Here is a 21,092-nt window from a genome sequence, read left to right on the forward strand (position 1 = left end):
GCCCGCGTACGCTGGGGCATGGCCCCTCCTGCCCAGACACGACTGACCGCCGAGGAACGCTGGACCCTGACGGTGACCGTGCTGGGTTCCAGCATGGCTTTCCTGGACGGCACGGTCGTGAACGTGGCCCTCAGCGCCGTGCAGCGCGACCTGCACGCCACGGCGGGAGGCGTGCAGTGGGTGGTGAACGCCTACGCGCTGATGCTCGCGGCCCTGACCCTGGTGGGCGGCGCGCTGGGGGACGCCTTCGGGCGACGGCGGGTGTACAGCTGGGGCGTGGGCGTGTTCGCGCTGGCGTCCCTGGCCTGCGGGCTGGCCCCGACCCTGACGGTGCTCATCGCCGCGCGGGTCGTGCAGGGCGTGGGAGCGGCGCTGCTGGTGCCGGGCAGTCTGGCCATGATCGGCGCGGTGTTCGACGACTCGCGCCGGGGCCGGGGCGTGGGCCTGTGGAGCGCGGCCAGTTCCGTGATGACGCTGCTGGGCCCGGTGGCGGGCGGCGCGCTGGTTGACCTGGGCTCGTGGCGCTGGGTGTTCTTCATCAACCTGCCGCTGGCGGTGGGCGTGCTGGCCCTGCTGGGGCGCGTGCCGGAAACGCGCGCGCCCGGAGCGCGGCCGGACTGGGCCGGCGCCGGCGCCGTCACCGCTGGGCTGGGCGGCCTGGCGCTGGCCTTCACGCGGGCGGGCGAGGCCGGCTGGGACGGGATGGCGCTGGCGCTGCTGGGCGTGGCGGCGCTGGCCCTGGCTTTCTTTGCCTGGTGGGAGGCCCGCGCCCCCGCCCCGATGCTGCCGCCCACGCTGTGGCGCAACCGGGTCTTCGTGGGCACCAACCTGCTGACCTTCCTGCTGTACGGCGCGCTGGGCGCGGTCGGGCTGTACCTGCCGCTGTACCTGATCGGCTCGCGGGGCCTGAGCGCCACGGCGGCGGGGGCGGCGCTGCTGCCATTGTCGCTGCTGCTGGCGGGCCTGTCCGGCTGGTTCGGCGGGCTGGCCGACCGCCACGGGCCGCGCGTGTTCCTGGCCGCCGGGCCGGCGCTGGCCGGCGTAGGCTTCGCGCTGCTGGGCGTGCTGCGGGGCGGGTACTGGACGTCGGTGTTTCCCGGCGCGGTGGTGCTGGGCCTGGGCATGGCCCTGACGGTTGCGCCCCTGTCGAGCGCGGTCATGGGCAGCCTGGGCCGCGAGCAGAGCGGCCTGGCGAGCGGCGTGAACAACGCCGTGGCGAGGGCCGCCGGGCTGCTGGCCGTGGCGGCGCTGGGCCTGCTGCTGGTCGGCAGCTACCGGGGAGCGCTGGATTCACGGCTGCGCGCGGCCGTGGGCGACGTGCCGTGGCGGGCCGGAGTGCTGGCGCAGGCCCCCCGCCTGACGGACATCCAGCTCCCGCCGGGCGCTCCACGGGTAGCAAGTGACGCGCTACATGCGGCCTTCGCGGACGCCTTCCGCACGGTCGCGCTGGCCGCCGGGCTGCTGGGCGTGCTCGGTGGCGTGGCCGGTGGGCTGATCCTGCGCCGTCCGGAATCCCCTGGGAGCCCGAATCCCTCAGAACACGGAGGAGAGCGCTAGCCTGAACGCATGACCGTGCTGCCCCCCCCGCAGGAGCTGGAGCCGGGGCCTGCCGCGCCGCCACCCGAGGCCGGGCCTCTGGCGGCGCGTGGGCCGGTACAGCGGCGCTCACCGCTGCCGGACGTGCTGCGGGGCGTGGCGCTGGCGGGCATCCTGATCGTGAACATGCAGGACTTCGCAGGGTTCCGCGAGTGGACGCAGACCGGGCCGGACCGGGTGGCGCAGGTCATCACGGACACGCTCGCCAACGGGCGGTTCATCTCGATCTTCGCCATGCTGTTCGGGTGGGGGGCGGCGGGCCTGATCGCGCGGCAGGGCCCCTGGACCTTCCTGAGGCGGCACGCGGTGCTGCTGGCGGTGGGCGCGGCGCATTACGTGCTGGTGTGGCACGGAGACATCATCAGCCTGTACGCGCTGCTGGGCGTGCTGGTGCTGCTCACGGCCCGCCTGGAGGCCCCCGCCCTGGTGGGACTCGCCGCCGTGCTGGGCAGCTGGTGGCTGGGCCTGACCCTCCTGGCCGGACTGGACGTGCTGGGGGAAGCGGCCGGGCGGTTCAGCGGTCTGCCCGAGCTGCTGCCCAGCTACGCGGGGAACGTGTCGCTACGTGCCACGGAATTCGGCCCGCTGCTGATCGGCAGCGCCGTGTACAACGGCCCGTGGCTGCTGGCCCTGTTCTGCCTGGGGGCGGCGGCGCAGCGCACGGGTCTGCTGCTGCATCCGCAGGAGCACCGGCCGCTGCTGCGCCGGCTGGCGGTAGGCGGGCTGAGCGTGGGACTGCCGCTGGGCGCCCTGCTGGCGTACCTGAACACCCGTCCGGAATACGCGGCGGGCCTGCTCGCCATTCCCGTGCGGATGGGCGGCGGGCTGGCCTCCGCGCTGGGGTACGTGGGCGTGCTGGGCCTGCTGGCTGCGGCGGGCCGGCTGGGCGCGTGGCGGCACTTCGCAGCGTCCGGGCGGCTGGCCATGAGCAATTACCTCACGCAGAGCGTGGTCATGACCTCCGTGTTCTATCCGTACGCCGGGGCGCAGTGGGGCCGCTGGGGCGCGCTGGGCGCCCTGGCTCTGGCGCTGGCCTTCGGGCTGCTGCAATTGCCGGTCAGTGCGTGGTGGCTGCGCCGCACCGGCACCGGCCCGATGGAATGGCTGGTGCGCGCCGTGGTGTACGGGCGGATCAGCACCCGCCCAATTCGGGAGGATCCGAAATGACAGACGCGCGTCCAGTTGGAGCGGTGACCCTCGGCCTGATCTCGGACACGCACCTGCCGCTGCGGCTGCCCGCGCTCCCGGCCACCCTGCCGGAACTGTTCGCAGACGTGCAGCTGATCCTGCATGCCGGGGATGTGGGCGAACTGCGCGTGCTGGACGAACTGGGCGCACTCGGCCCCGTGATCGCCGTGCACGGCAACGACGACACGCCAGAAGCGCAGCGGGAACTGCCCGAGCGCGCCCTGATCCACGCGGGCGGGCACCGGGTGCTGCTGTGGCACTCGCACCACGCCCACCGCGCGGACGAGCTGGAGTTCCGCAAGGACGACTCGTGGAAGCCGAAACTCGACCGGCTGGCCGCACACGCCAGATCGGCCGGGGCGGACGTGGTCGTGTTCGGCCACACGCACATTCCGCTGGTCACGCTGCACCAGGGCGTGTGGCTGATCAATCCGGGTGCGCTCGCGGCCGGGAACAGTTTCACGGTGCAGACGGTGCGGAGCGTCGCGCGGGCGCTCCTCGCGCCGGGGCGACCACCACAGGTCGTCCACCTGGACATCACCGCCCCTGGCCGCGCGCTGGACGTGACACCCGACGGGGAGGCCGGCTTCCTCGCGGGCGCGCGGCCCTACTGGCGCTCGATCTTCCCACCGGAACTGCGATCCGTGGCGGCCGGACTGCTGGACGCCATGCAGGCGCACCAGCCGGTGCTGGAACCCGGCTTCCTGCGGGCGGCGCAGCGCGTCTGGAACGGCTCGCAACCCCACCTGACCTGGGAGGACGTGCACCGCGAGTGGGCCAGCGATCCCTTCGTACCCGCCGCGCTGTTGGCCGAGATCGGGCCGCGCCCGTGACGGCCCGCCCACCGCTGCGGGTGCTGGCCCTGTGCCTGGGCAACATCTGCCGCAGTCCGCTCGCGGAGGTGCTGCTGGCGCGGGAACTGGAGGCGGCCGGGGTGCCCGCGCTGGTGGACTCGGCGGGCACGGGCGACTGGCATGTGGGCCACCCGGCCGATCCGCGCAGCCGTGAGGTCGCGCGCCGACACGGGCTCACGCTGGCAGGAAGGGCGCGGCAGCTCACCGCCAGCGATTTCTCTACCCAGGACGTGATTCTCGGCATGGACGCACAGAACGTTGCCGAGGCCCGCCGCTTGGCTCCGCCGGGGGCCCGCGCGCAAATCCTGCTGATGCGCGACTTCGACCCGCAGGCCCCGGACGCGGACGTGCCGGATCCGTACTACGGTGGCCCGGACGGCTTCGAAGAGGTCTACGCCATGCTGGAACGCAGCGCCCGCAGCTTCGCGGCCCAGATGGCACTGCGTCCGGACGGCGCGGAGTGATCACGCATTGCCAGGACGGCAGCGGAGATCCATTCAGGGCGGCAAGGCGATCCGTGCTGCCGGTGCGCCGCCCGGCCCGGCATCCACCTCACCGGACGTCGGTCGAGGGCCGGCGGCTCCGTGGGAAGGTGGTGAGAGCCGCACTGTAGACTGCGGAGCATGGACAACCGGACGAACCTCGACGACTACCTCGCGGGGCTGGGGATCAGCGACGCCGACGAGAGCGAGCTGCCCCCGCCCGCCCCGGAAGCGATCCCCGGCAGCGCGGCCCCCTCGCTGGAGGCCGCGCACGAGGCGCCCGTCGTGGTGCTGGAACGCTTCCTGCGCGGCCTGGTGGCCCGGATCGATCCCTCGCTGAGCGTGACCGTGCAGGACAGCGGCGACGCGCTGGAGGCCGACATCACCGGCGAGAGCGCCGCCCGGCTGGCCGGCCGGGACGGGCGCACGCTGGGAGCCATCGAGGTGCTGGCATACACGGTGCTGGCCAAGCAGGACGGACGCGGCGAGCTGCGCGTGCGGGTGGACGTGGGCGGCTTCCGGCGCCGGCAGGCCGACACGCTGACGAAACTCGCGGAGCGGCTGGCCGTGCAGGTCGCCAAGAGCGGGGAATCGCACGAGATGCAGCCCATGCCGGCGGCCGAGCGCCGCGTGATCCACATCGCCCTGAAGGAGCACCCGGACGTGATGAGCGAGTCGGTCGGCGAGGGCGCCAGCCGCCGGCTGATCATCCGGCCCCGGCACAGCTGAGTGGCTTCCACCCGCCGCGCCCGGTTGCGCTCGGCGACGGAGGAGCTGAGACGCGCGGGCGTTCCCTCACCGGAGGTGGACGCCCGCGCGCTGCTGCTGCACGCCCTTCACTTGACTCCCACGGCCCTGGTCACGGATGGGGACGCGCCCGTGACGGCAGATCAGGAGCTGGCCCTGCATAGCCTGCTGGCCCGGCGCGCGGCCCGTGAACCGCTCCAGTACCTGCTGGGCACGGTCGAGTGGGGCGGCGTGACCCTGCGCGTGGACGCCCGCGCCCTGGTGCCCCGTCCGGAAACCGAGTGGCTGCTGCACCTGACCGTGGTGGCCCTCCGGGGACGAGCGGCCCCGCGTGTGCTGGATGTCGGCACCGGCACGGGCGCCCTCGCCCTGGGCGTGAAGGCGGCCCGCCCGGACGCGCGGGTCACGGCCACGGACATCAGCCCGGAGGCCCTTGGCCTCGCCCGGGAGAATGCCGCCCTGAATGGCCTGGAGGTGACCTTCCGGCACGCCGACCTGCTGACCGGTCTGTCCGGCCCGTTCGATGTGGTCGTCTCCAATCCACCCTACCTGCCGGACAGGGATCGGCAGGACGCCCAGCCGGAGATCCGGCATGATCCGGAACTGGCCCTGTACGCCGGCCCGGACGGCCTGGACGTGGCCCGGCGGCTGACCGCACAGGTGGCCGACGTCCTGGGCACCGGTGGGCTGCTCCTGCTGGAACTCGATCCACGCAACGCCGGACACTTCGCGGAAGAGCTCAGGGCCCAGGGCTGGGTCGCCACGGTTCACGCGGATCTGGCCGCTCGCGAGCGCTTCATTGAAGCGCGGCCCGGTTAGGGATCCGTCAGGTCTCCACCGGGCGGCACCTCGTCGGGTGGGAGGGCAGGCTCGCCGGGGCGGGGCGCGAGGATCGCCACGGTCAGCAGGCTCAGGCCCGTCACGAGCACCGCAATGCCCAGCGCGGCGGGCGGGTTGGGCCAGCGCCACACGTCGAGCCCGGCACTCTTGATGCCCGCCAGGACGATCACGGTCAGGCCGGCGTTCCACCAGCGGCGGGCAGCGCCACCACCTGCGCGGTGGGCCTGGAGGCACGCGTGCAGGCCCACCAGCAGCGCGCTCAGGCTGGACAGCACCAGCCAGGGGCGCAGGGTCGCTCCGGCGCCGCCCAGACGGTCGCCGATGGTCAGCAGCGTCAGCGCCAGCAGGCCCGCGCCCCAGTACGTGCGCCCGGTGGCGCTCTGGGGCGCAGCCTCCGGACACAGGTCGCGCCCCACGCGGTTCAGCCAGGCAAGCCCGGTGGCCGTGCGGGTCAGCGCCCAGGTGCACAGCAGCAGCAGGGCACCCACGACAGGAACCGCCTGCGGCGTATCCGGCCCACTGCCGACCACACCCAGCAGCGCCAGCACGCCCAGGCCCAGCAAGGTGTCCAGGCGGCGGCTCCACGACCAGCGCCAGCGGAGCGGCACACTGAGCAGCGCCGTCAGGGCCAGCGCGCCGGGAGTGCCCATGGCGGGCCAGAAAATGCTGGCCGTGCGGCTCAGTCCTCCCACCACGAAGGCCAGCGAGGCGAGCTGGCTGAGGGAAGCCAGCGTTCCAGCCGCCGGGATCTCCAGCACGCGGGACGCCCCGTAGAGCGCGCCGCCCGCAAGCAGCGCGGCACTGACGCCCAGCAGCGCCTCCAAGCCGGTGTGTGTCCGCAGGAGTTCCAGGGCGCCGACCCCCAGTCCGGGCGCTCCCGCCAGAACCCCAACGAGGCCCGGGAGCGGTGCCAGAGTGGATCGAGTTCGGGTCAGCCACACCAACCCCAGTGCGGCTATGGCGCACCACAGCCACACCAGCACCGAGCCGCCCGCCAGCAGCGAGCCTCCAATTCCCGCGCTGCCCAGGCCCGCCAGCAGCGGGGCCGTCCACCTGCTGCGGGAGAGGCCCGCCTTCATCCCGTCCACCGGGCCCAGCCGCAGGGCCGCCAGAACGGCGAGGACGGCGGGAGCGGCGCCCAGCAGGGCTGCGCCGACGTCCGACCGGACTGGGGGCCAACCAGCCCAGGGCAGGCCAGTCCAGGGCTGGCCAGTCCAGAGGCTGGCATCCAGCGCCCGCGCCGTGCCCAGGGCCGCTGCACCCGCCAGACCGAGCGCTCCCACCCGCAGCCAGAAGCGGCTGCGGCCGTACAGGCCGACCAGCAGCAACGCCGCCGCGATCCCCGAGAGGGCCAGCGCCTCGGTGCGTGGGCCCAGCACGCTGACGGCCAGACTCCCCGCGATCCCGGCCGCCCCGGCAGTCAGGCCGCCCCGAACCGCGCCCTCCAGCGCCCCCGAATCCCTGTTTCCTGGAGGCCGCCACGCCAAGCGGGCGGCCACGGACACTGCCAGCAGGATCCCCAGCGCACAGGCCACCTCGGCTCCCCGGTTCGCGGCCGTGGACAGTACAGCACCCACGGCCAGCGCGACCAGCGCCTGCGGGATCAGCGTGGCCCAGGCGGCCCCGAGGGCCGCCGGTTCAGCGGTCGCCTCCGGGCCGGGGTCGGCCTGTTCCGGATCGCCCTGCGCCGGACGTGCAAGGAGGGCCAGCGGCACCGACAGCGCCAGGACGCTGAACAGCAGCCAGGGCCACAGGGCCGGGACACCGGTGTCGACCTGCAGGGCCGCCGCCAGCCCCTGCATCGGATCGAACCAGCGGCGCAGCGGCACATGATGGATGGAGGCGACCAGCCAGCCGAGCGGCACCGTGCCGGCCACCGCCAGCGTGAGGGGCAGGGCCGCGCGCTGGGCAGCCTGACGTTCCCGCTCCACCTCCGGCCAGGTGGGTGCCCGTTCGGTGACGCCCGGCGCGCGGCCCCACCACACGGCGGCCCCCGCGAGCAGGAGTGTCAGGCCCACGGCGGGAATCGAGGCGCGCCCCAGATCGTCGGTGAGCATCCAGGTGCTGAGGGCCGCGCCCGACACGGCCAGGGCGCCCAGCAGGGGTTCGCGGCGCCGCGAGGCGTCCCACAGCAGCGCTGCGCTCAGGAGCAGCAGACCGCCCAGCACCGCTGCCGGCCCCCAGGCCTCCGGCAGCCGCTGCGACAGGCTGCCCACGCCCAGCGCCGCCACGCCATACCCGAGACCACGCAGGGCCCCCGACACCGGCCACGGCACGCGCCGCGCATTGAAGTACAGCAGGGCGCCGAAGGCGAACACGGCCAGCAGCAGCGTCCACGCCGGGGCGCCCAGGGCCCGCAGGGTGAAGGCGAGGCCACCCAGCACGAGCAGGCCGCCCGCCACGCTGATCCGGGCGCGGCTGAACTCCGGCGCCCACAGCGACGGCCCGCGCGACGTCCGGAGCGCGGGGAGAGGGGGAGGAAGGGCTGGCATCACATCTTCCGGCCAGATCGGCGGCCGGGTGGGGATCACTGGGCTGGGAAGAACTCCGTCCACCGGCACGCCCGAAGGCGCGGCGTCAGGTTCGCCCGACAGCTTCACCCCCGCTTCCAGCGCCACCAGCCGCCGGGTCACGTCCCGAAGGCGGCGTTCGGCGGCCGAGGTGCGGCTCAGCGCGATCCCGGCCAGCATGAGCGCCACCACGACCAGCAGTTCCATAGCGGCAGCGTAAGCCCCCGCGCGGACGGACGGGGGCCGATCTGAACGCCGTCAAAAAGGTGGGCTCAGCGCCGGGGAGTCTGAGGATCAGGGCGTCTGGTTCGTCGAAGCCTGGCAGTCGCCACAGACGCCCATGAATTCCAGGTGGATATCGGTCACGCGGAAGCCGCCGGGGAGGTTGGCGCTGGGCACACCCGGCAGGGCGGCGGCATCGACATCGAAGATCTGGCCGCAGGTGCGGCACACGGCGTGGTGGTGCGCGGTGCCCTCGCGCCAGTCGTAGCGGGTGGCCTGCCCGGCGCGTTCCAGGGTCACGACCACGCCGTCACGCACCAGGGCGTCCAGCGTGCGGTACACGGTGCCCAGGCTCACACTGGGTAGGCGTTCACGGACGGCCGCGTGGATGGCGGAAGCGTCGGGGTGCTCGCGCGAGGCCTGAAGCACCTCGATCACTGCCGCCCGCTGCCTGGTCTGCCGCACCATCGCCATGCACGCAGTCTAGCAAAGACGTCCTGACCCGGCCCTGACACGTCCCACGGTTGCTCCGCGTCTGCTGCAGCCCGGACGGCGCCTTGCCTTCGTTCAGTCAGTCGCGTAGAACTCTGAACGGATGCCCACCCGCCTGCTGCCCCTGCTGACCGACGCGCCCCAGTCCGGCGACGTGCTTGGGGCCCGGCTGGGCGTGAACCGCGTGACGGTGAACACCCTGGCCCGGCAGCTTCAGCAGGATGGCGTGCCCGTGCACATCACCCGCGCCGGGTACGCCCTGAGTCCCGGCACGCCCGCGCCCGCACTGGTGCCCGTGACCGGCTCATTGGGCCGCGCGCTGAGGTACGTGGGCACAGTCGGCAGTACCCAGGACGCCCTGCGCGCCTGGGCCGACGATCCCACTGAGGCCGCCCCGCATGGCGCGGTCATGGTGGCCGAACGGCAGACCGCCGGCCGTGGACGGCGTGGCCGCAGCTGGGACACCACGGGCGGCACCCTGGTCTTCAGCGTGCTGCTGCGCCCCGACTCCGGCGTGTCCCTCACGCTGGCTGACCTGAGCCTCCTGCCGCTGGCCGCCGGAGTCGCGGTGCAGGCCGCGTGCGGTGTGGGCGGCCTGAAGTGGCCGAACGACCTGCTCGCCCCAGACGGACGCAAACTTGCCGGGATGCTCGTCGAGGCCGACATCCGCGGCGAGGAAGCCCGGCGCGTGATCATCGGGATCGGCGTGAATGTCACGCACGCGCCCCCCGGCGCGGCCCACCTGGGCGAGTACCACCAGGGACTGACCCGCGCGGCCCTGCTGGGCACGGTGCTGGACGCCCTGGAGCACTGGCTGACTGCCTCCGGCCCGGACGTGCTCGCCGCCTGGACGGCCGCGAGTGTCACCCTGGGCCGCCCTGTGCGCGTGCACACGCCTCAGGGCATCGTGGAGGGCATGGCCGCCCGCCTGGACGGCCACGGCAGCCTGATCGTCGATACGACCGGCGGCCCGCGCACCATCAGCGCCGGGGACGTCGACCTGATCGGCACGCTCGCGGGCGGCCCCTCCCCCTGACCCGCCCACCCCGACCTTTCCCTCTACACCGTTCACAAGGAGCACCCATGACGCAAGCCACGCACCCCACCCTCGCCCAGGCCCTCGTGCCGACCCGCAGCCTCACCCGCGACCTCGCCCTGATCGCCGGCGGGGCCCTCGTCATCGCGCTGCTGTCCCAGATCGAGATTCCCCTCAAACCCGTGCCGGTGACCCTGCAGACGCTGGGCGTGCTGCTGGTCGGCGCAGCCCTGGGCTGGCAGCGCGGCGCCGCCTCGCTCGGCACGTACCTGCTGGCCGGCGCCGTCGGCCTGCCCGTCTTCGCAGGCGGCGCGGCTGGGATCGCCAAGTTCACCGGCCCCACCGGCGGCTACCTGATCGGCTTCCTGCTCGCCGCCGCCCTGGTCGGCATTCTGGTGCAGCGCTTCGCCCTCGACCGGCGCATCGGGGGCACCGCCCTGGCCATGCTGCTCGGCAACATCATCATCTACGCCGTCGGTCTGCCCTGGCTGAGTGCCACCACCGGCCTGCACGGCCACGCTCTGTACACGGCGGGCCTCACTCCCTTCCTGCTGGGCGACACGCTCAAATTGGCGCTGGCGGCCCTGCTGCTGCCGGGTGCGTGGAGCCTCGCACAAAAACGCTGATCCCCGGCCCGCACAGGAAAACCCCCACCTTCACTCGGGTGGGGGTTCGTGCTTGAAGTGGGTTGTCGATGCTCCCATGTGGTTGCCCCACTCCTTGCTGACCCCAGTGTGCCAGGGAGGGCGGGCGGCGGCATCCGCCGAAAGTGGGAGGAACGCTTACGCCGATTGGCTCAGGGCAAACCGGCTGGCGCCGTTACTGCTCGTTCCACGAGCGCTGGACGGGAAGGGCAGTATTGGCCGAGAAGGTCGTCGTGGTTGGGAAGAACGGGGGAATGGCCGAACCGTTCACAAAGCGTGGGTCGAAGTGGAAAGCGTCCCCGAAGCCGTTGACCATGGTGATCGCGCCGTTGCTGGCGATGTTGGCCAGACCTCGCGGAGGATCCGTGTCCTCGGCCAAACTGCCGAGGGTGTGAATGGCGCCGCGGGCCGGATTGATGTTGTAACTGTCTGCGGACAGCCCCTTGCCACTTGCACCGGCCACGACCGCGCCGTGCAGGTACACATCGTTGGGGGCCAGCGTGCCGATGCGGACGTTCCCGGTGCCAGCGAGGATGGCCAGGACGTTCTTCGCACTGGCGTTGGTCGATGGGTTGTCCTGGTACGTCACGTCCCCCTGTACGACGATGTCGGTGGCCGCCGCAATATTCAGCTTGGTGGTGGAGGCAACCGCGGGGGGAATCTGGCTGGGCACGGCGTTGTTGGTGGGCAGCGTGGTGGGCAGCGACCCAGTACGGGCAGGGCCGCTGAGACTGGTGATGGTGCCTTCCACGTACAACTGGCCGTTGAGTGGCGTGGTCAAGGTGGTGGCGGCCCCCCCGTTTTTCGTGACGGTCGTCACGCCAGTGATCGCGTTGGTGGTGAGGACGGTGGTCGTGGTGCCCTGCACGATTGTGTACACCTGGTTGTTGCTCGGGCTGGCGACGGAGAGCGTGACGGCAGCATTGCCCTCGATGTAGATCCCGCCGTTCGCAGGGGTGTACACGCCGGTGGGTACGGAACTGCATGAGGACAGGCCGAGTGCCGTGCACCGCTCTGATGTGCTGGGTGACGTGGTGTTGGTGGCATTCAAGCCAAGCGCGGCGCGGGCCTGGGAGAAGGCATTGCCTGGGAGCGGCACGGTCGGCCTGCTGTAGGCCAGACCGGCGCCGCCCCAATTGGGCGTGGTGCAGTTGTTCGACTGGGTGGTCACACTCTGCCAGGTACCCGTGTTGCAGTTGTACATCTGCACGCTGCTCGCCGCCGTCGTGGCCCCCATAGAGAAGATCGGCGTGCCCGCGAACGACCAGTTCTTGTTGATGTGCACCGGGCCGTCGTAGTTCATGCCGGTACCGAAGAAGTTGCCCTGCAGGGATCCACCATCGTTAGCCATAACCAGAAACTGGTTGAGTGGCGTCTTGCCCAGGGTCATGGCCACATACCCCTGTGCATTCACGTTGCGGAGGTAGTTGCCCTGCTGACCGGTGCTGGCCACGACGTAGTCCACCAGGTAGCGCTGGTTGTTGGCATTAAAACTCGCCTGATCGGCCCGGAAGTTCGAGAAGGTGACCCTGCTGGAGAAGGTCACACCCCCGACGGTGCCGCTGTTGGTACTGCTAGGAAGGCTGTTCATGCTACTCAGGACTGAGGAGTACTGGGCGGTGGGGATTACTGGGGTGGTGGACGGATTGCTGCCCGCCGCCGCGAACGACCCAGCGTACGTCGCGATGATGGAGTTGATGCCGGGAACCAGGGTCTGGCTCAGGGTGTACCCGGCCTGAGCCTGACCCGCCTCTGCGGCGGCCCGGGCGCGCACCAGGCCGGCCTCGCCCCCCGCCTGCTGAACGCCAGTGACGCTCCCGGTCATGATGATGGTGGTCATGATGATCAGCACGACCATGAAGGCCAGGGCAGTCACCAGAATGTATCCGTGGGTGCGCTCGTGTTTCATGGTGGCCTCAGTTGCCCGGCGCGGTGTACTGCACGTCACGCATGTACACGGTGGTCGAGAGGGTCAGGGAGGAGTTCTTGCTGCCTGCGCTGCGTGAGCCGGTCAGGGTCAGGCGGATCGCCTTGGGCTGAACGGGCGTGCTGCTGAACGTGTAGCCATCAGCGGAATACTCGACGGTCAGACCCGTGATGTCGTAGGCGACGGTCTGCACGGGGCCACCGACTTGCTGGCGGGTCAACGCGCTCAACCCGTTCACGGTCTGCACGGCGTACCGCATGACAGTCACCTCGCCCAGAACCGCTGCCGGCGTATAGGTATACGACAGGCTGCTCGCCGTGTGCTTTAGGGTGGAGGTGGTGGAACCACCCGTGCAGTAGTTACTGGCGTCCACCTGCACCCAGGAACTGGATGTCTCGGTGGTGAGCATGGCGTAGTCACCGCTGGTATATTGGGCGCTGCAGGCGCTCACTGAGGCGTTCAGCGCCGTGCTGGTCACATTGCTGAAGGTGGTGGTCGTGGGGTATCCGCCGGGCGGCATCACGGACAGCAGGGTCGCTGACGGGATCTGCACCACGGACAAGGCAGTGCTGCCAGATGCGTAACTGGCCAGACCGCTGGGCAGGCCGGGCGAGCCGCTCACGATGATCCGCGGGCCCACCGATTGCCGCAGATCCGACGCCATGAGCTCCAGTGACGAGCGGATGCTGTCATCCACCGAGATCTGCAACTGGTTGCGCGCCTGGACGGTGCCGGTACCGGAGAGCAGATTCATCAGGATCGTAAAGATGACTAGGGCCACGACCGCCGCGGTCAGGACCTCAATCATCGTCATGCCTGCCGTGGCAGGAGATGGGGATCGACGGACAGATTCAGCGCAGGACATACGTCGTCGCCCCCAGCGTCAGGTTTTTGGTGGCGTCCGTGACCTGTACGGACACCTGCCACAATTGCCGGTTGGTTCCCTGGTTCAGCAGGGTACCGGTGATCACGTTTCGGTAAGTTCCGAAACGTGCGCTCATATTGGTCGCGCTGACGCTGTGCGTGTAGACCCCGTCCGACGCGTAGGTCGAGCCGGCGGCATAGGTGCAGGTAAAAGCCGAGGAACTCCCCGTGCAAACGCTGCCGATCGGCCCGAAAGGCTCCTGGTTGGCGCGGTAACGGTCGAACCAACTTTCTACCACGGTGTTGATGCTGGTGCGCGCCCTGGACTGCCCGTCGGTCTTAATGGTGGCGAGCAGCGTGGAACTCACGGCCGAGAGGACGATCACGGAGACCGTGATGGCCACCAGCACCTCGATGATGGACATGCCGTCCTGCGCGCCTCTGAACGTCCCGCCTTTCATTGACGCCTCACAAGTCCCAGCGCCGTGACGCTGAGGGTTTTCTGCCCACTGCCTTTCAGCGCCTTGATGTCGTTGCTGCTGGCCACCACACCGGCCGCCGTGGTGATGGTCGCGAACCCAACGGATTTGAAGTCGTAGGTACGGCCCAGGGTATTGGTCAGGTCGATCACGTCACTGCTGGCCGTGCCCGTGCGGACAGTCGTCCAGGTGGATGACCCGATCGCCTGGTTCTCGACGACATAGGTTCGGGCGTCCAGTAGGCGGATCCGGCGTTCCTGGCCTGTCGCCATGGCGCGCGTGCGCGAAGCGTTGAGGTCGCCAGCGAGACTGGCGAGGAAGTTGTCGGCATCCCGTGTGTTCTTCCAGTTCAACATGGTCGGCGCAGCGATGCCCATGATGATGCCCAGCACGGCCAGCGTGATCAGCATCTCCACGAGCGTGAAGCCGGCTGTGGCGGAGTGAGGGTGTGGTGGGTGGTGGGTCACAGGGTCTCCGGAGAAAGGGAAGGGGGCGGGCACGCAGGTGCGCGTGGTCTTAATCCGAGGGTAGGGGGATGGACTTTCTGGAGCCTTACATGAAGCTTCCTGGCGGCCCTTCCATCAGGCCGCCAGGAAGCTGTTTTTTTTATCGTTCAGGACAGCAGACTTGCGGTTTCTCGCCGCGATTTCATCCGACCCTCCCCCCAGGGAGGCGGGGCCCATTCGGGGGGTGAGCTCGACCCTGAGGCTCGTCCTGAACGGGATTGAATGGCCGGTCAGGTGCTGTCAACTTCTGACCACCACAAAGATGAAGGCCCCGTGGCAGTGGGGCCACGGGGCACTGAGAAAGGAGGGCCGGGATTATTCAGCGACGGCGGGGACGGTGGGCAGTTCAGGGGCCTTGCCGGTGCGGATAGCTGTGGTCACGCGCTCGCGGATCTCATCGGCCATTTCGGGACGCTCGGCAATGTACGCGATGGCCTTTTCCTTGCCCTGGCCGATGCGTTCGTCGCCGTAAGAGTAGAAGCTGCCGGCCTTCTTGATGATGTCCATGTCGGTCGCCAGCGTCACCAGATCGGTCATCTGGTCGAAGCCCTTGCCGTACACCAGTGCCAGCTCGACTTCCTTGAAGGGCGCGGCCACCTTGTTCTTGACGGTCTTGACCTTGACGGTGTTCGCCACGGCATCGTTGCCGACCTTGATGGGCTGGCCGATCTTGCGGACGTCTAGGCGGACGCTGGCGTAGAACTTGAGGGCGCGGCCGCCGGTGGTGGTCTCGGGGTTGCCGTACATCACGCCGATCTTCTCGCGCACCTGGTTGATGAAGATGGCGGCGGTGCCGGTCTTGGACAGGATCGCCGTGAGTTTGCGCAGCGCCTGCGACATCAGGCGGGCCTGAAGGCCGGGCAGCGAGTCGCCCATCTCGCCCTCGATCTCGGCGCGGGGCGTCAGGGCGGCCACCGAGTCGACCACAACCACGTCGATGGCCCCGGAGCGGACGAGCAGTTCCATGATCTCCAGCGCCTGCTCACCGTTGTCGGGCTGCGACACGAGCAGCTCATCGGTGTTCACGCCCAGCGCGCGGGCGTACACAGGATCCAGCGCGTGTTCGGCGTCGATGAAGGCGCAGGTGCCGCCGGCCTTCTGGGCCTGCGCGACGATGGCGAGGGCCAGGGTGGTCTTGCCGCCGGATTCCGGGCCGTAGATCTCGGTCACGCGGCCGCGCGGAATGCCGCCCACTCCGAGGGCCAGATCCAGGCTCAAGCTGCCGGTCGAGACGACCTGAACGTCGAGTTTGCTCTCGGCGCCGAGCTTCATGATGCTTCCCTTGCCGAAGGCCTTCTCGATCTGGCTCATGGCCGTCTCGATGGCCTTGGCGCGTTCCTTGCTGTCGTTGGGGGCGGCGGTGATCTCCTTGGGGTTGTCCTTGCTCATGGCGTCTCCTGGGTGGGGTGGGATGTTGGGGTGGGTTCGGGCGATCCGGGTTCTGAAACGCCGGGCGCGGGGGGCGGTGGGGCGGTGGGGCCGGGACCCTCACGCAGGCGGTAGGCACCGGCCTGCTCGTAGATCGGGCCGGTCTTCTGGAGCAGGCTGCGCTGGAGGGTCAGGCTGCCCGCATGCCAGGACGCGTCGAAGGTCAGGGGCGGCACGCGCGGCGCCGGTCCCTTGCGGCGGGCCAGCGTGATGTGCCCCTTGAAGGGCAGCTCCTCGATCTCCAGCCCGAGGGCCTGGATGCCGGCGCGCAGGGCCGCGGCCAAGGCGTCCAGACCCTCCGCCTCGACCTTCACGAACCACACGCGGGGACTGCCCTCGTTCGGGAAGTACCCGGTGCCTCGCAGCCGCACGTCCAGTGCCTGGAACTGGGGCGCGAGCCTCTGCCCGAGGGCCTTCAGGTCGGCCACGCGTTCCAGCGGAACGGCCGGCAGGTACGCCAGCGTGACGTGCATCTGGTCTGGCCGTACGGACCGCCAGTTCCCCTTCAGCTTCTGCTGGGCCTGCGCGAGCGGCCCGGCGATCTCGCGCGGCACCTTCAGGGCGTAGAACAGCCGCTGTGTGGCCGGGGTGTGGCCATCGTCGACCGGCCCGGTACGCCGTGCCCCACGGGGGAGCTGCGGCGCCCGCTGGGGGCGTGCCGGACGATCCGCTTCGCCTGTGGCCGGCCGGGCTGGGCGCGTGGGCTCCACCACCGCGAGCTGGGCCAGCACAGCCAGTGCCTCGGCGTCCAAGGGCATAGGGTCGGCGTGGCGCCTCTCCCCTTTCGGCGGGGTGGCTTTCGACCCCCCGGCCTTTGGCCGGAGGCCCTCCGCTCTCTTCACCTTGACCTTCATGCGTCCCACCCGCCGGGGCGCAGGACGCGGTACGCGAGGGCCAGCGCGGCCACGGCGGCACGTTCACGGATCTGGGCCGGGTCGCCAGGCCAGTTGAGGCTGATGCTGCGCTGGAGTTCCGGCGTGTGCAGCGCGGCGTGTGCCTGCCCGGCTCCCTCGCCGCTGGCCTGGACGGCGACCGCCAGGCCGATGTCGGCGCCCAGGTGTTCGCACGCTCCGGCGGCGAGCTCGCGGGCTGCCTGTTCACTGACCAGTCCGGCGTCGTGGAGCGTGACCGGGGTGAGCCCCAGGGTGATCAGGCGGCGGTGATCCTGCGTGACGGCGGCGTCGAGGAATCCCGCCTCGTCGGCCAGCAGGGTGCTCAGGGCACCGGCACTGCCGGCCTCGATGACGCCTAGGCTGCGGCCCGCGAGCGCGGCGCTGACGGCTCCGGCGAGGGTCTGGGTGTCCTCACCCCACGTCCAGTTCCCGAGCTGGGCGCGCACGGTGCCCAGCACGGGGGCCAGCAGTTCGCGGGCCTGTGCGTCGGTGTCGGCGCTGGCGGCCACGCGCACGTCCACGCCGGTCTTGCGGGCGTAGGTGGCGACGCTGGGGTTCGCGGCCTTCGTCAGGTCGCCCAGCAGTTCCGCGACGTTGCTCTCGCCGATGCCCTGCGTGTGGATGGTGGTGTGCAGCAGCGCGCGGCTGGGCAGCGGCAGTCGGGGCAGCACCTGATCGCGCCACATGCGCTGCATCTCCCGCGGGGGGCCGGGCAGGGCGACGATCATCTTGCCGCCGGTCGTGACGAACCAGCCGGGCGCGGTGCCGACCGGGTTGGGCAGCGCCTGGGCCGAGGGAATCAGCCACGCCTGCTTGCGGTTGATCTGCGGCATGGTGCGACCGCGCGCCGTGTAGAGCCCTTCAAGCCACGCGAGCAGTTCCGGATCTTCCTGCGGCGTCTCATTCAACGCGGCGGCGATGGCCTCGCGGGTGAGGTCGTCATCGGTGGGGCCGAGGCCGCCGCCCAGGATGAGCAGGTCGGCGCGGCCCAGCGCAGTGTGGATGGCGGCGGTCAGGCGCTCCAGGTTGTCGCCGAGCACCGTCTTGCGGTGGAGGGTGACGCCCCGACTCCCGAGTTCGCGCGCCAGGAACGCGGCGTTGCTGTCGACGATTTCGCCGAACAGCAGCTCCGTGCCCACGCTGATAATTTCTGCTATAAGCATAACAACCTCGGTGGAGTATAGGCGATAACGGAACGGGCGTCCAGCCCCGAGGACGCCTGTTCCCTGGCCTGAAGTGTACGGCCCCCGCTCTGGACGCCCGCTTCAGTCCACACGGCCCGGTCCATCAGGCCGCGCGGATGCCCGCTCTGCCCGGTCACGGATGACCTCCAGAATGGTGCGTTGCAGGTCGTGCATGATCACCCGCGTGAAGAAGGCCGTGTAGCCGTTGAAGGGCGTGCTCACACGCTGCGTGCTGCTGAGGTGCAGCAGGGTGAAGCCGGGCCGCACGGCCTCCAGCGTGTAGGTGCCGCTCAGAACGTCGAAGAAGCGCCCCCCGACCCGGATGTGCGGATCGAGGGTTCCGGACTGCTGCGCCTGGATGCGGAACGAGAGGACGCGGTTCACCCGCCAGTCCGTGACGGTCTCCAGAAAGCTCAGGCCGCCGTCGAAGGTCGCCGTGCGCGCGGCCCCCACGCCCTGCCCGACCAGCACGGCCTCACGCGGGCGGGGCAGGCCGACCCAGTGGAAGAACCCGGCCCGGATCTCCGAATCCCCGATGCGCGGCACGGAGCGGATCTGCGCCCACACGGCGGCGGGCGGCGCCGCGATCAGCACGTCGTTCGTGACCGTGCGGTACACGTCGGCCACTGGGCGGGTCTGTTCGAGCGGCCCCAGCACGGCGGGCAGTGTGGCCGAGACCAGCAGCGCCACCGACCGGCCGCGCCAGCGCCGCAGCACCCACATCAGTCCTGCGCCCAGCAGCGCCATCGGGTACATCACGGGGGCCGCGATCACCGCGCACAGCACGCCCTCAAAGCCCGTGACTAGGGCGACCACCAGAAACACGCTGACCGTCAGGGCGCTCACCCCCAGCACGCGGGCAACGGGCGAGACGGCGCGCGGCGACCGGTCACCGAAGGCGTCGGGCGGCGTGGCAGCGGGGCGCACGGGCGTTCCCTCCAGCGCCAGCCACGCCGACAGCATTCCCAGCGCGAAGGGCACCAGGAACAGGTACGAGGCGACCATGACGCCCACGTCGCCATTCAGGCGGTGCAGCCACACGTACACGGTCAGCCCGTAGGCCGCGCCCGCCACGGCGCCGCCGACCGCGCCCCTCGCCAGTGGATGCATGGCTCCAGCGTACAGGGCCGGCCTGGCCCGCTACCCTGCACGGGTGACCCTCTGGACACCGCCACTCCGCTCGCTCCTGCCGACTGCCTTCGGCCCCGCTCCGGAGCTGCTGCGCCGCCTGACGCGCGACCTGAGCGCCCAGCAAGCGCAGCACGTGGGGATCCTGACCCCGGCGGGCGTCACGGCCACCTCCGAGGCGTTGCGGGCAGCGTTGCGCGTCCACCACTTCCATCCGGTCACCGGCCAGCCGCTGGACGCCACGGGCCGTGGTGGGCTGGGTGGCCTGGTCGGCGGCCTGCTGCGCGGCGTCGCAGGCCCGGCAGCGGGTTCGGACGTGGGAGGCTCTGGCGTGGACGTGCCCTGCCGCGACGAGAACAGCGGCCCCTACCGCCGCGTGTACAGCAAGCCCGGTTTCGCGTTCCAGTCGAGCCGCGTCTACCTGCCCAGCGACCAGCAGGGCGACCTGCACGAGGAGAAGGGGGCGGGCCACGGCGACACGGCCTTCGTGTACGTGGGTGGCTGGGGGGCCAGCGGGGGCGCGGTCGATGCTGGCCTGCAGCACGGGCGCTACATGAACGGCAGCCAGGACGACTGGGCCCCGTTCTTTCTGGTGCAGCAGCCGGGCGGCCCGAGCGCGGTCACGGTCTCGGACGAGCGGCAGGCGGGCGGCGATCCGTGGCGGCTGCGGGCCGGGCAGGACGCCGAACTGACCTTCTGGGTCACGCAGGACGCGGACCTCACGGTGCTGAGCCTGAGCGTGACCGGCGAGACCAACCGCGACCGCACCCGCAGCACCCTGACGCTGCGCGCGCCCATCGATGCCCGCTTCGGCTGGGACGCGGGCGGCGGCGCGAATATCCTCAAGCGCATGACGACCCTCGGGCAGACGGCGGGGCAGCAGCATCTCCAGACCGGAAGTTTCCTGCAGGGCGTGAACTGGCAGGGCAGCACCCTCGGCCGCAGCGCCGACACGGCCGTCCCCTGGCAGGCCGCGCAGACCGGCGGCTACTGCACCTTTCCCGATCCGGCCACACCCGTGGGCCAGCAGGCGGACGGCCACCCAAAATGGCACGTCGAGTACCGAGACGCCGGCAACGAGACCGCCAGCGTGTACCTGCGATGAGGTTCACGCGCGGCCTGGTGTGGCTGGCTCTGCTCGGACTGCCGGGCCGGGCGGGCGCGCAGGCGCAGCCGGGCGAGGTGTTCGTCCATTTCGGCCCGCTGGCTTGGGTGAAGGCGCAGACCGCGCTGCCCCGCGTGCTGGGCGGCCGCCTGCTGGTGCCGGTGACCGAGGGCTGTGACCTGCTGGGCCTGACCTGTACGGTGCAGGGCGACGGAGTAAACGTGGCCGGGCAGACCGTGGCCGCCCACCGCCTGCCGGGCAACGTGCTCCTCGTGCCGCTGGGGGCCCTGGCAGCGCTGGCCGGACAGACCGTGAGCTGGAACGCTGCCACCCGCAGAGCCACCGTGTCCGGGGGCATTGGCAGCCGAGGCTGGCGGCTGGCGTTGGCCCAGTTGCCCGCAATCTCGCTTCCGTCGGCCTACACCGGGCCGCTGACCGCCCGCTGGGGGGCCCCCGAGTCCGGCGTGCCCACCGTCGCCCTGACCGTAACCGCGCCGCAGGCCCTGAACGCGCTGACCATGTTCAGCAAGGCGCATGGACAGCTGAGCACAACGGGCAGCTCGGTGCGCGGCTCGGCGGACGTGAAGAACACCTTTCCCGGCTGCCGGGGCGCCCACGCCTGCACCCTGCCCGTGCCGCGCGATGCCCTGTGGGTGCTGGCCTTCCTCACGGCGAAGTAGCGCCACCACAGCACGAGCTGGGCGTCAGACGCAGGGCCAGAGCACCGCGGGGGGAGCCGTGGACCGGGCTGTCTATGCCGCCACGTCCTCCGATCTGTCCGTTAGCCGGGCAGACGCAAACATGAAACACACCTGAAGGCACCTTTATCTTCCGGACTGTCTTCCGGCAGTGGGCACTGGGCTGGGGGGCCGCTACGCTTCGATCAGGCACAACAAGCCAGACCGCGCCCAGGACGCGCCGCCCCCGCCGGGCGGCCGGTGATCCCGCCCACGCCCTTCCCCAGGGA

Annotated in this window: 20 protein-coding genes; 10 read left to right on the plus strand and 10 right to left on the minus strand. The window is 71.0% G+C overall.

All coding sequences use genetic code 11. The features are described 5' to 3' along the window. Positions 1-18: 18 nt before the first annotated feature. The 6 genes from E7T09_RS10030 (at position 19) to prmC (ending at position 5,686) form a co-directional block, all read left to right on the plus strand. On the plus strand, positions 19-1,557 hold the full coding sequence (locus E7T09_RS10030) for an MFS transporter (protein ID WP_136389064.1): 1,539 nt from the start codon (positions 19-21) through the stop codon (positions 1,555-1,557). A 9-nt stretch (positions 1,558-1,566) separates the two neighbouring features. Continuing rightward, positions 1,567-2,763 (plus strand): DUF418 domain-containing protein, encoded by a 1,197-nt coding sequence (locus tag E7T09_RS10035; protein WP_136389065.1) that lies wholly within the window; start codon positions 1,567-1,569, stop codon positions 2,761-2,763. After that, positions 2,760-3,617: a metallophosphoesterase family protein gene (locus tag E7T09_RS10040; RefSeq protein WP_168734794.1), complete on the plus strand. Its 858-nt coding sequence runs from the start codon at positions 2,760-2,762 to the stop codon at positions 3,615-3,617. Before E7T09_RS10035 ends, E7T09_RS10040 begins: the two co-directional genes overlap by 4 nt. After that, positions 3,614-4,102 (plus strand): low molecular weight phosphotyrosine protein phosphatase, encoded by a 489-nt coding sequence (locus E7T09_RS10045; RefSeq protein ID WP_240741735.1) that lies wholly within the window; start codon positions 3,614-3,616, stop codon positions 4,100-4,102. Before E7T09_RS10040 ends, E7T09_RS10045 begins: the two co-directional genes overlap by 4 nt. 159 nt (positions 4,103-4,261) lie before the next feature. Then, positions 4,262-4,849, plus strand: a complete 588-nt coding sequence (locus E7T09_RS10050; protein ID WP_136389067.1) for a protein jag — start codon at positions 4,262-4,264, stop codon at positions 4,847-4,849. Further along, positions 4,850-5,686, plus strand: coding sequence for a peptide chain release factor N(5)-glutamine methyltransferase (prmC, locus tag E7T09_RS10055; RefSeq protein ID WP_136389068.1), 837 nt, complete (start codon positions 4,850-4,852; stop codon positions 5,684-5,686). Here prmC and E7T09_RS10060 read toward each other — a convergent pair. Together E7T09_RS10060 and E7T09_RS10065 are read right to left on the minus strand one after the other, a co-directional pair. Next, positions 5,683-8,424 (minus strand): hypothetical protein, encoded by a 2,742-nt coding sequence (locus E7T09_RS10060; RefSeq protein ID WP_136389069.1) that lies wholly within the window; start codon positions 8,422-8,424, stop codon positions 5,683-5,685. The two genes, prmC and E7T09_RS10060, sit on opposite strands and share 4 nt — an antisense overlap. An 87-nt stretch (positions 8,425-8,511) precedes the next feature. Continuing rightward, entirely contained in the window at positions 8,512-8,913 is a 402-nt protein-coding gene (locus tag E7T09_RS10065; protein WP_136389070.1) for a Fur family transcriptional regulator, read from the minus strand. A gap of 121 nt (positions 8,914-9,034) precedes the next feature. Here E7T09_RS10065 and E7T09_RS10070 point away from each other — a divergent pair, with 121 nt between their 5' ends. Continuing rightward, positions 9,035-9,967 carry a biotin--[acetyl-CoA-carboxylase] ligase gene (locus tag E7T09_RS10070; RefSeq protein ID WP_136389071.1) on the plus strand — a complete coding sequence of 311 codons (933 nt, stop codon included), beginning with the start codon at positions 9,035-9,037 and terminating at the stop codon, positions 9,965-9,967. 47 nt (positions 9,968-10,014) lie between these two features. Next, entirely contained in the window at positions 10,015-10,593 is a 579-nt protein-coding gene (locus E7T09_RS10075; protein ID WP_136389072.1) for a biotin transporter BioY, read from the plus strand. Between the two features lie 193 nt (positions 10,594-10,786). Here E7T09_RS10075 and E7T09_RS10080 read toward each other — a convergent pair whose 3' ends face one another. From E7T09_RS10080 to E7T09_RS10115, 8 genes are all read right to left on the minus strand, one after another. Further along, on the minus strand, positions 10,787-12,520 hold the full coding sequence (locus tag E7T09_RS10080) for a DUF4900 domain-containing protein (RefSeq protein WP_136389073.1): 1,734 nt from the start codon (positions 12,518-12,520) through the stop codon (positions 10,787-10,789). 7 nt (positions 12,521-12,527) lie between these two features. Next, complete coding sequence (locus tag E7T09_RS10085; RefSeq protein WP_136389074.1) at positions 12,528-13,352, minus strand: type II secretion system protein J; 825 nt, start codon at positions 13,350-13,352, stop codon at positions 12,528-12,530. A gap of 37 nt (positions 13,353-13,389) precedes the next feature. Further along, on the minus strand, positions 13,390-13,863 hold the full coding sequence (locus tag E7T09_RS10090) for a prepilin-type N-terminal cleavage/methylation domain-containing protein (RefSeq protein WP_136389075.1): 474 nt from the start codon (positions 13,861-13,863) through the stop codon (positions 13,390-13,392). Next, complete coding sequence (locus tag E7T09_RS10095) at positions 13,860-14,381, minus strand: Tfp pilus assembly protein FimT/FimU (RefSeq protein WP_370293836.1); 522 nt, start codon at positions 14,379-14,381, stop codon at positions 13,860-13,862. The genes E7T09_RS10090 and E7T09_RS10095 overlap by 4 nt, the downstream gene beginning before the upstream one ends. Positions 14,382-14,702: 321 nt before the next feature. Then, complete coding sequence (gene recA / locus E7T09_RS10100; RefSeq protein ID WP_136389077.1) at positions 14,703-15,776, minus strand: recombinase RecA; 1,074 nt, start codon at positions 15,774-15,776, stop codon at positions 14,703-14,705. After that, positions 15,773-16,567: an RNA 2',3'-cyclic phosphodiesterase gene (thpR, locus tag E7T09_RS10105; RefSeq protein ID WP_240741736.1), complete on the minus strand. Its 795-nt coding sequence runs from the start codon at positions 16,565-16,567 to the stop codon at positions 15,773-15,775. Before thpR ends, recA begins: the two co-directional genes overlap by 4 nt. 98 nt (positions 16,568-16,665) lie before the next feature. Continuing rightward, positions 16,666-17,871: a CinA family nicotinamide mononucleotide deamidase-related protein gene (locus E7T09_RS10110; protein ID WP_136389079.1), complete on the minus strand. Its 1,206-nt coding sequence runs from the start codon at positions 17,869-17,871 to the stop codon at positions 16,666-16,668. 102 nt (positions 17,872-17,973) lie between these two features. Beyond that, on the minus strand, positions 17,974-19,002 hold the full coding sequence (locus E7T09_RS10115) for an SRPBCC family protein (protein ID WP_136389080.1): 1,029 nt from the start codon (positions 19,000-19,002) through the stop codon (positions 17,974-17,976). Positions 19,003-19,045: 43 nt separating this feature from the next. Between E7T09_RS10115 and E7T09_RS10120 the strand changes: the two genes are divergently transcribed. Next, entirely contained in the window at positions 19,046-20,125 is a 1,080-nt protein-coding gene (locus tag E7T09_RS10120; protein WP_168734797.1) for a hypothetical protein, read from the plus strand. Then, on the plus strand, positions 20,122-20,805 hold the full coding sequence (locus E7T09_RS10125) for a hypothetical protein (protein WP_136389081.1): 684 nt from the start codon (positions 20,122-20,124) through the stop codon (positions 20,803-20,805). Before E7T09_RS10120 ends, E7T09_RS10125 begins: the two co-directional genes overlap by 4 nt. Positions 20,806-21,092 lie beyond the last annotated feature (287 nt).

Origin of the sequence: Deinococcus sp. KSM4-11, assembly GCF_004801415.1 — a bacterium.
Taxonomy (GTDB): domain Bacteria; phylum Deinococcota; class Deinococci; order Deinococcales; family Deinococcaceae; genus Deinococcus.

What these genes read in the sequence shown, in the direction of transcription:
- E7T09_RS10030 (WP_136389064.1), top strand. Translation starts at nt 19, where the DNA reads ATGGCCCCTCCTGCCCAGACACGACTGACCGCCGAGGAACGCTGGACC.
- E7T09_RS10035 (WP_136389065.1), top strand. Translation starts at nt 1,567, where the DNA reads ATGACCGTGCTGCCCCCCCCGCAGGAGCTGGAGCCGGGGCCTGCCGCG.
- E7T09_RS10040 (WP_168734794.1), top strand. Translation starts at nt 2,760, where the DNA reads ATGACAGACGCGCGTCCAGTTGGAGCGGTGACCCTCGGCCTGATCTCG.
- E7T09_RS10050 (WP_136389067.1), top strand. Translation starts at nt 4,262, where the DNA reads ATGGACAACCGGACGAACCTCGACGACTACCTCGCGGGGCTGGGGATC.
- E7T09_RS10060 (WP_136389069.1), bottom strand. Translation starts at nt 8,424, where the DNA reads ATGGAACTGCTGGTCGTGGTGGCGCTCATGCTGGCCGGGATCGCGCTG.
- E7T09_RS10065 (WP_136389070.1), bottom strand. Translation starts at nt 8,913, where the DNA reads ATGGCGATGGTGCGGCAGACCAGGCAGCGGGCGGCAGTGATCGAGGTG.
- E7T09_RS10070 (WP_136389071.1), top strand. Translation starts at nt 9,035, where the DNA reads ATGCCCACCCGCCTGCTGCCCCTGCTGACCGACGCGCCCCAGTCCGGC.
- E7T09_RS10075 (WP_136389072.1), top strand. Translation starts at nt 10,015, where the DNA reads ATGACGCAAGCCACGCACCCCACCCTCGCCCAGGCCCTCGTGCCGACC.
- E7T09_RS10080 (WP_136389073.1), bottom strand. Translation starts at nt 12,520, where the DNA reads ATGAAACACGAGCGCACCCACGGATACATTCTGGTGACTGCCCTGGCC.
- E7T09_RS10085 (WP_136389074.1), bottom strand. Translation starts at nt 13,352, where the DNA reads ATGACGATGATTGAGGTCCTGACCGCGGCGGTCGTGGCCCTAGTCATC.
- E7T09_RS10090 (WP_136389075.1), bottom strand. Translation starts at nt 13,863, where the DNA reads ATGAAAGGCGGGACGTTCAGAGGCGCGCAGGACGGCATGTCCATCATC.
- recA (WP_136389077.1), bottom strand. Translation starts at nt 15,776, where the DNA reads ATGAGCAAGGACAACCCCAAGGAGATCACCGCCGCCCCCAACGACAGC.
- E7T09_RS10110 (WP_136389079.1), bottom strand. Translation starts at nt 17,871, where the DNA reads ATGCTTATAGCAGAAATTATCAGCGTGGGCACGGAGCTGCTGTTCGGC.
- E7T09_RS10115 (WP_136389080.1), bottom strand. Translation starts at nt 19,002, where the DNA reads ATGCATCCACTGGCGAGGGGCGCGGTCGGCGGCGCCGTGGCGGGCGCG.
- E7T09_RS10125 (WP_136389081.1), top strand. Translation starts at nt 20,122, where the DNA reads ATGAGGTTCACGCGCGGCCTGGTGTGGCTGGCTCTGCTCGGACTGCCG.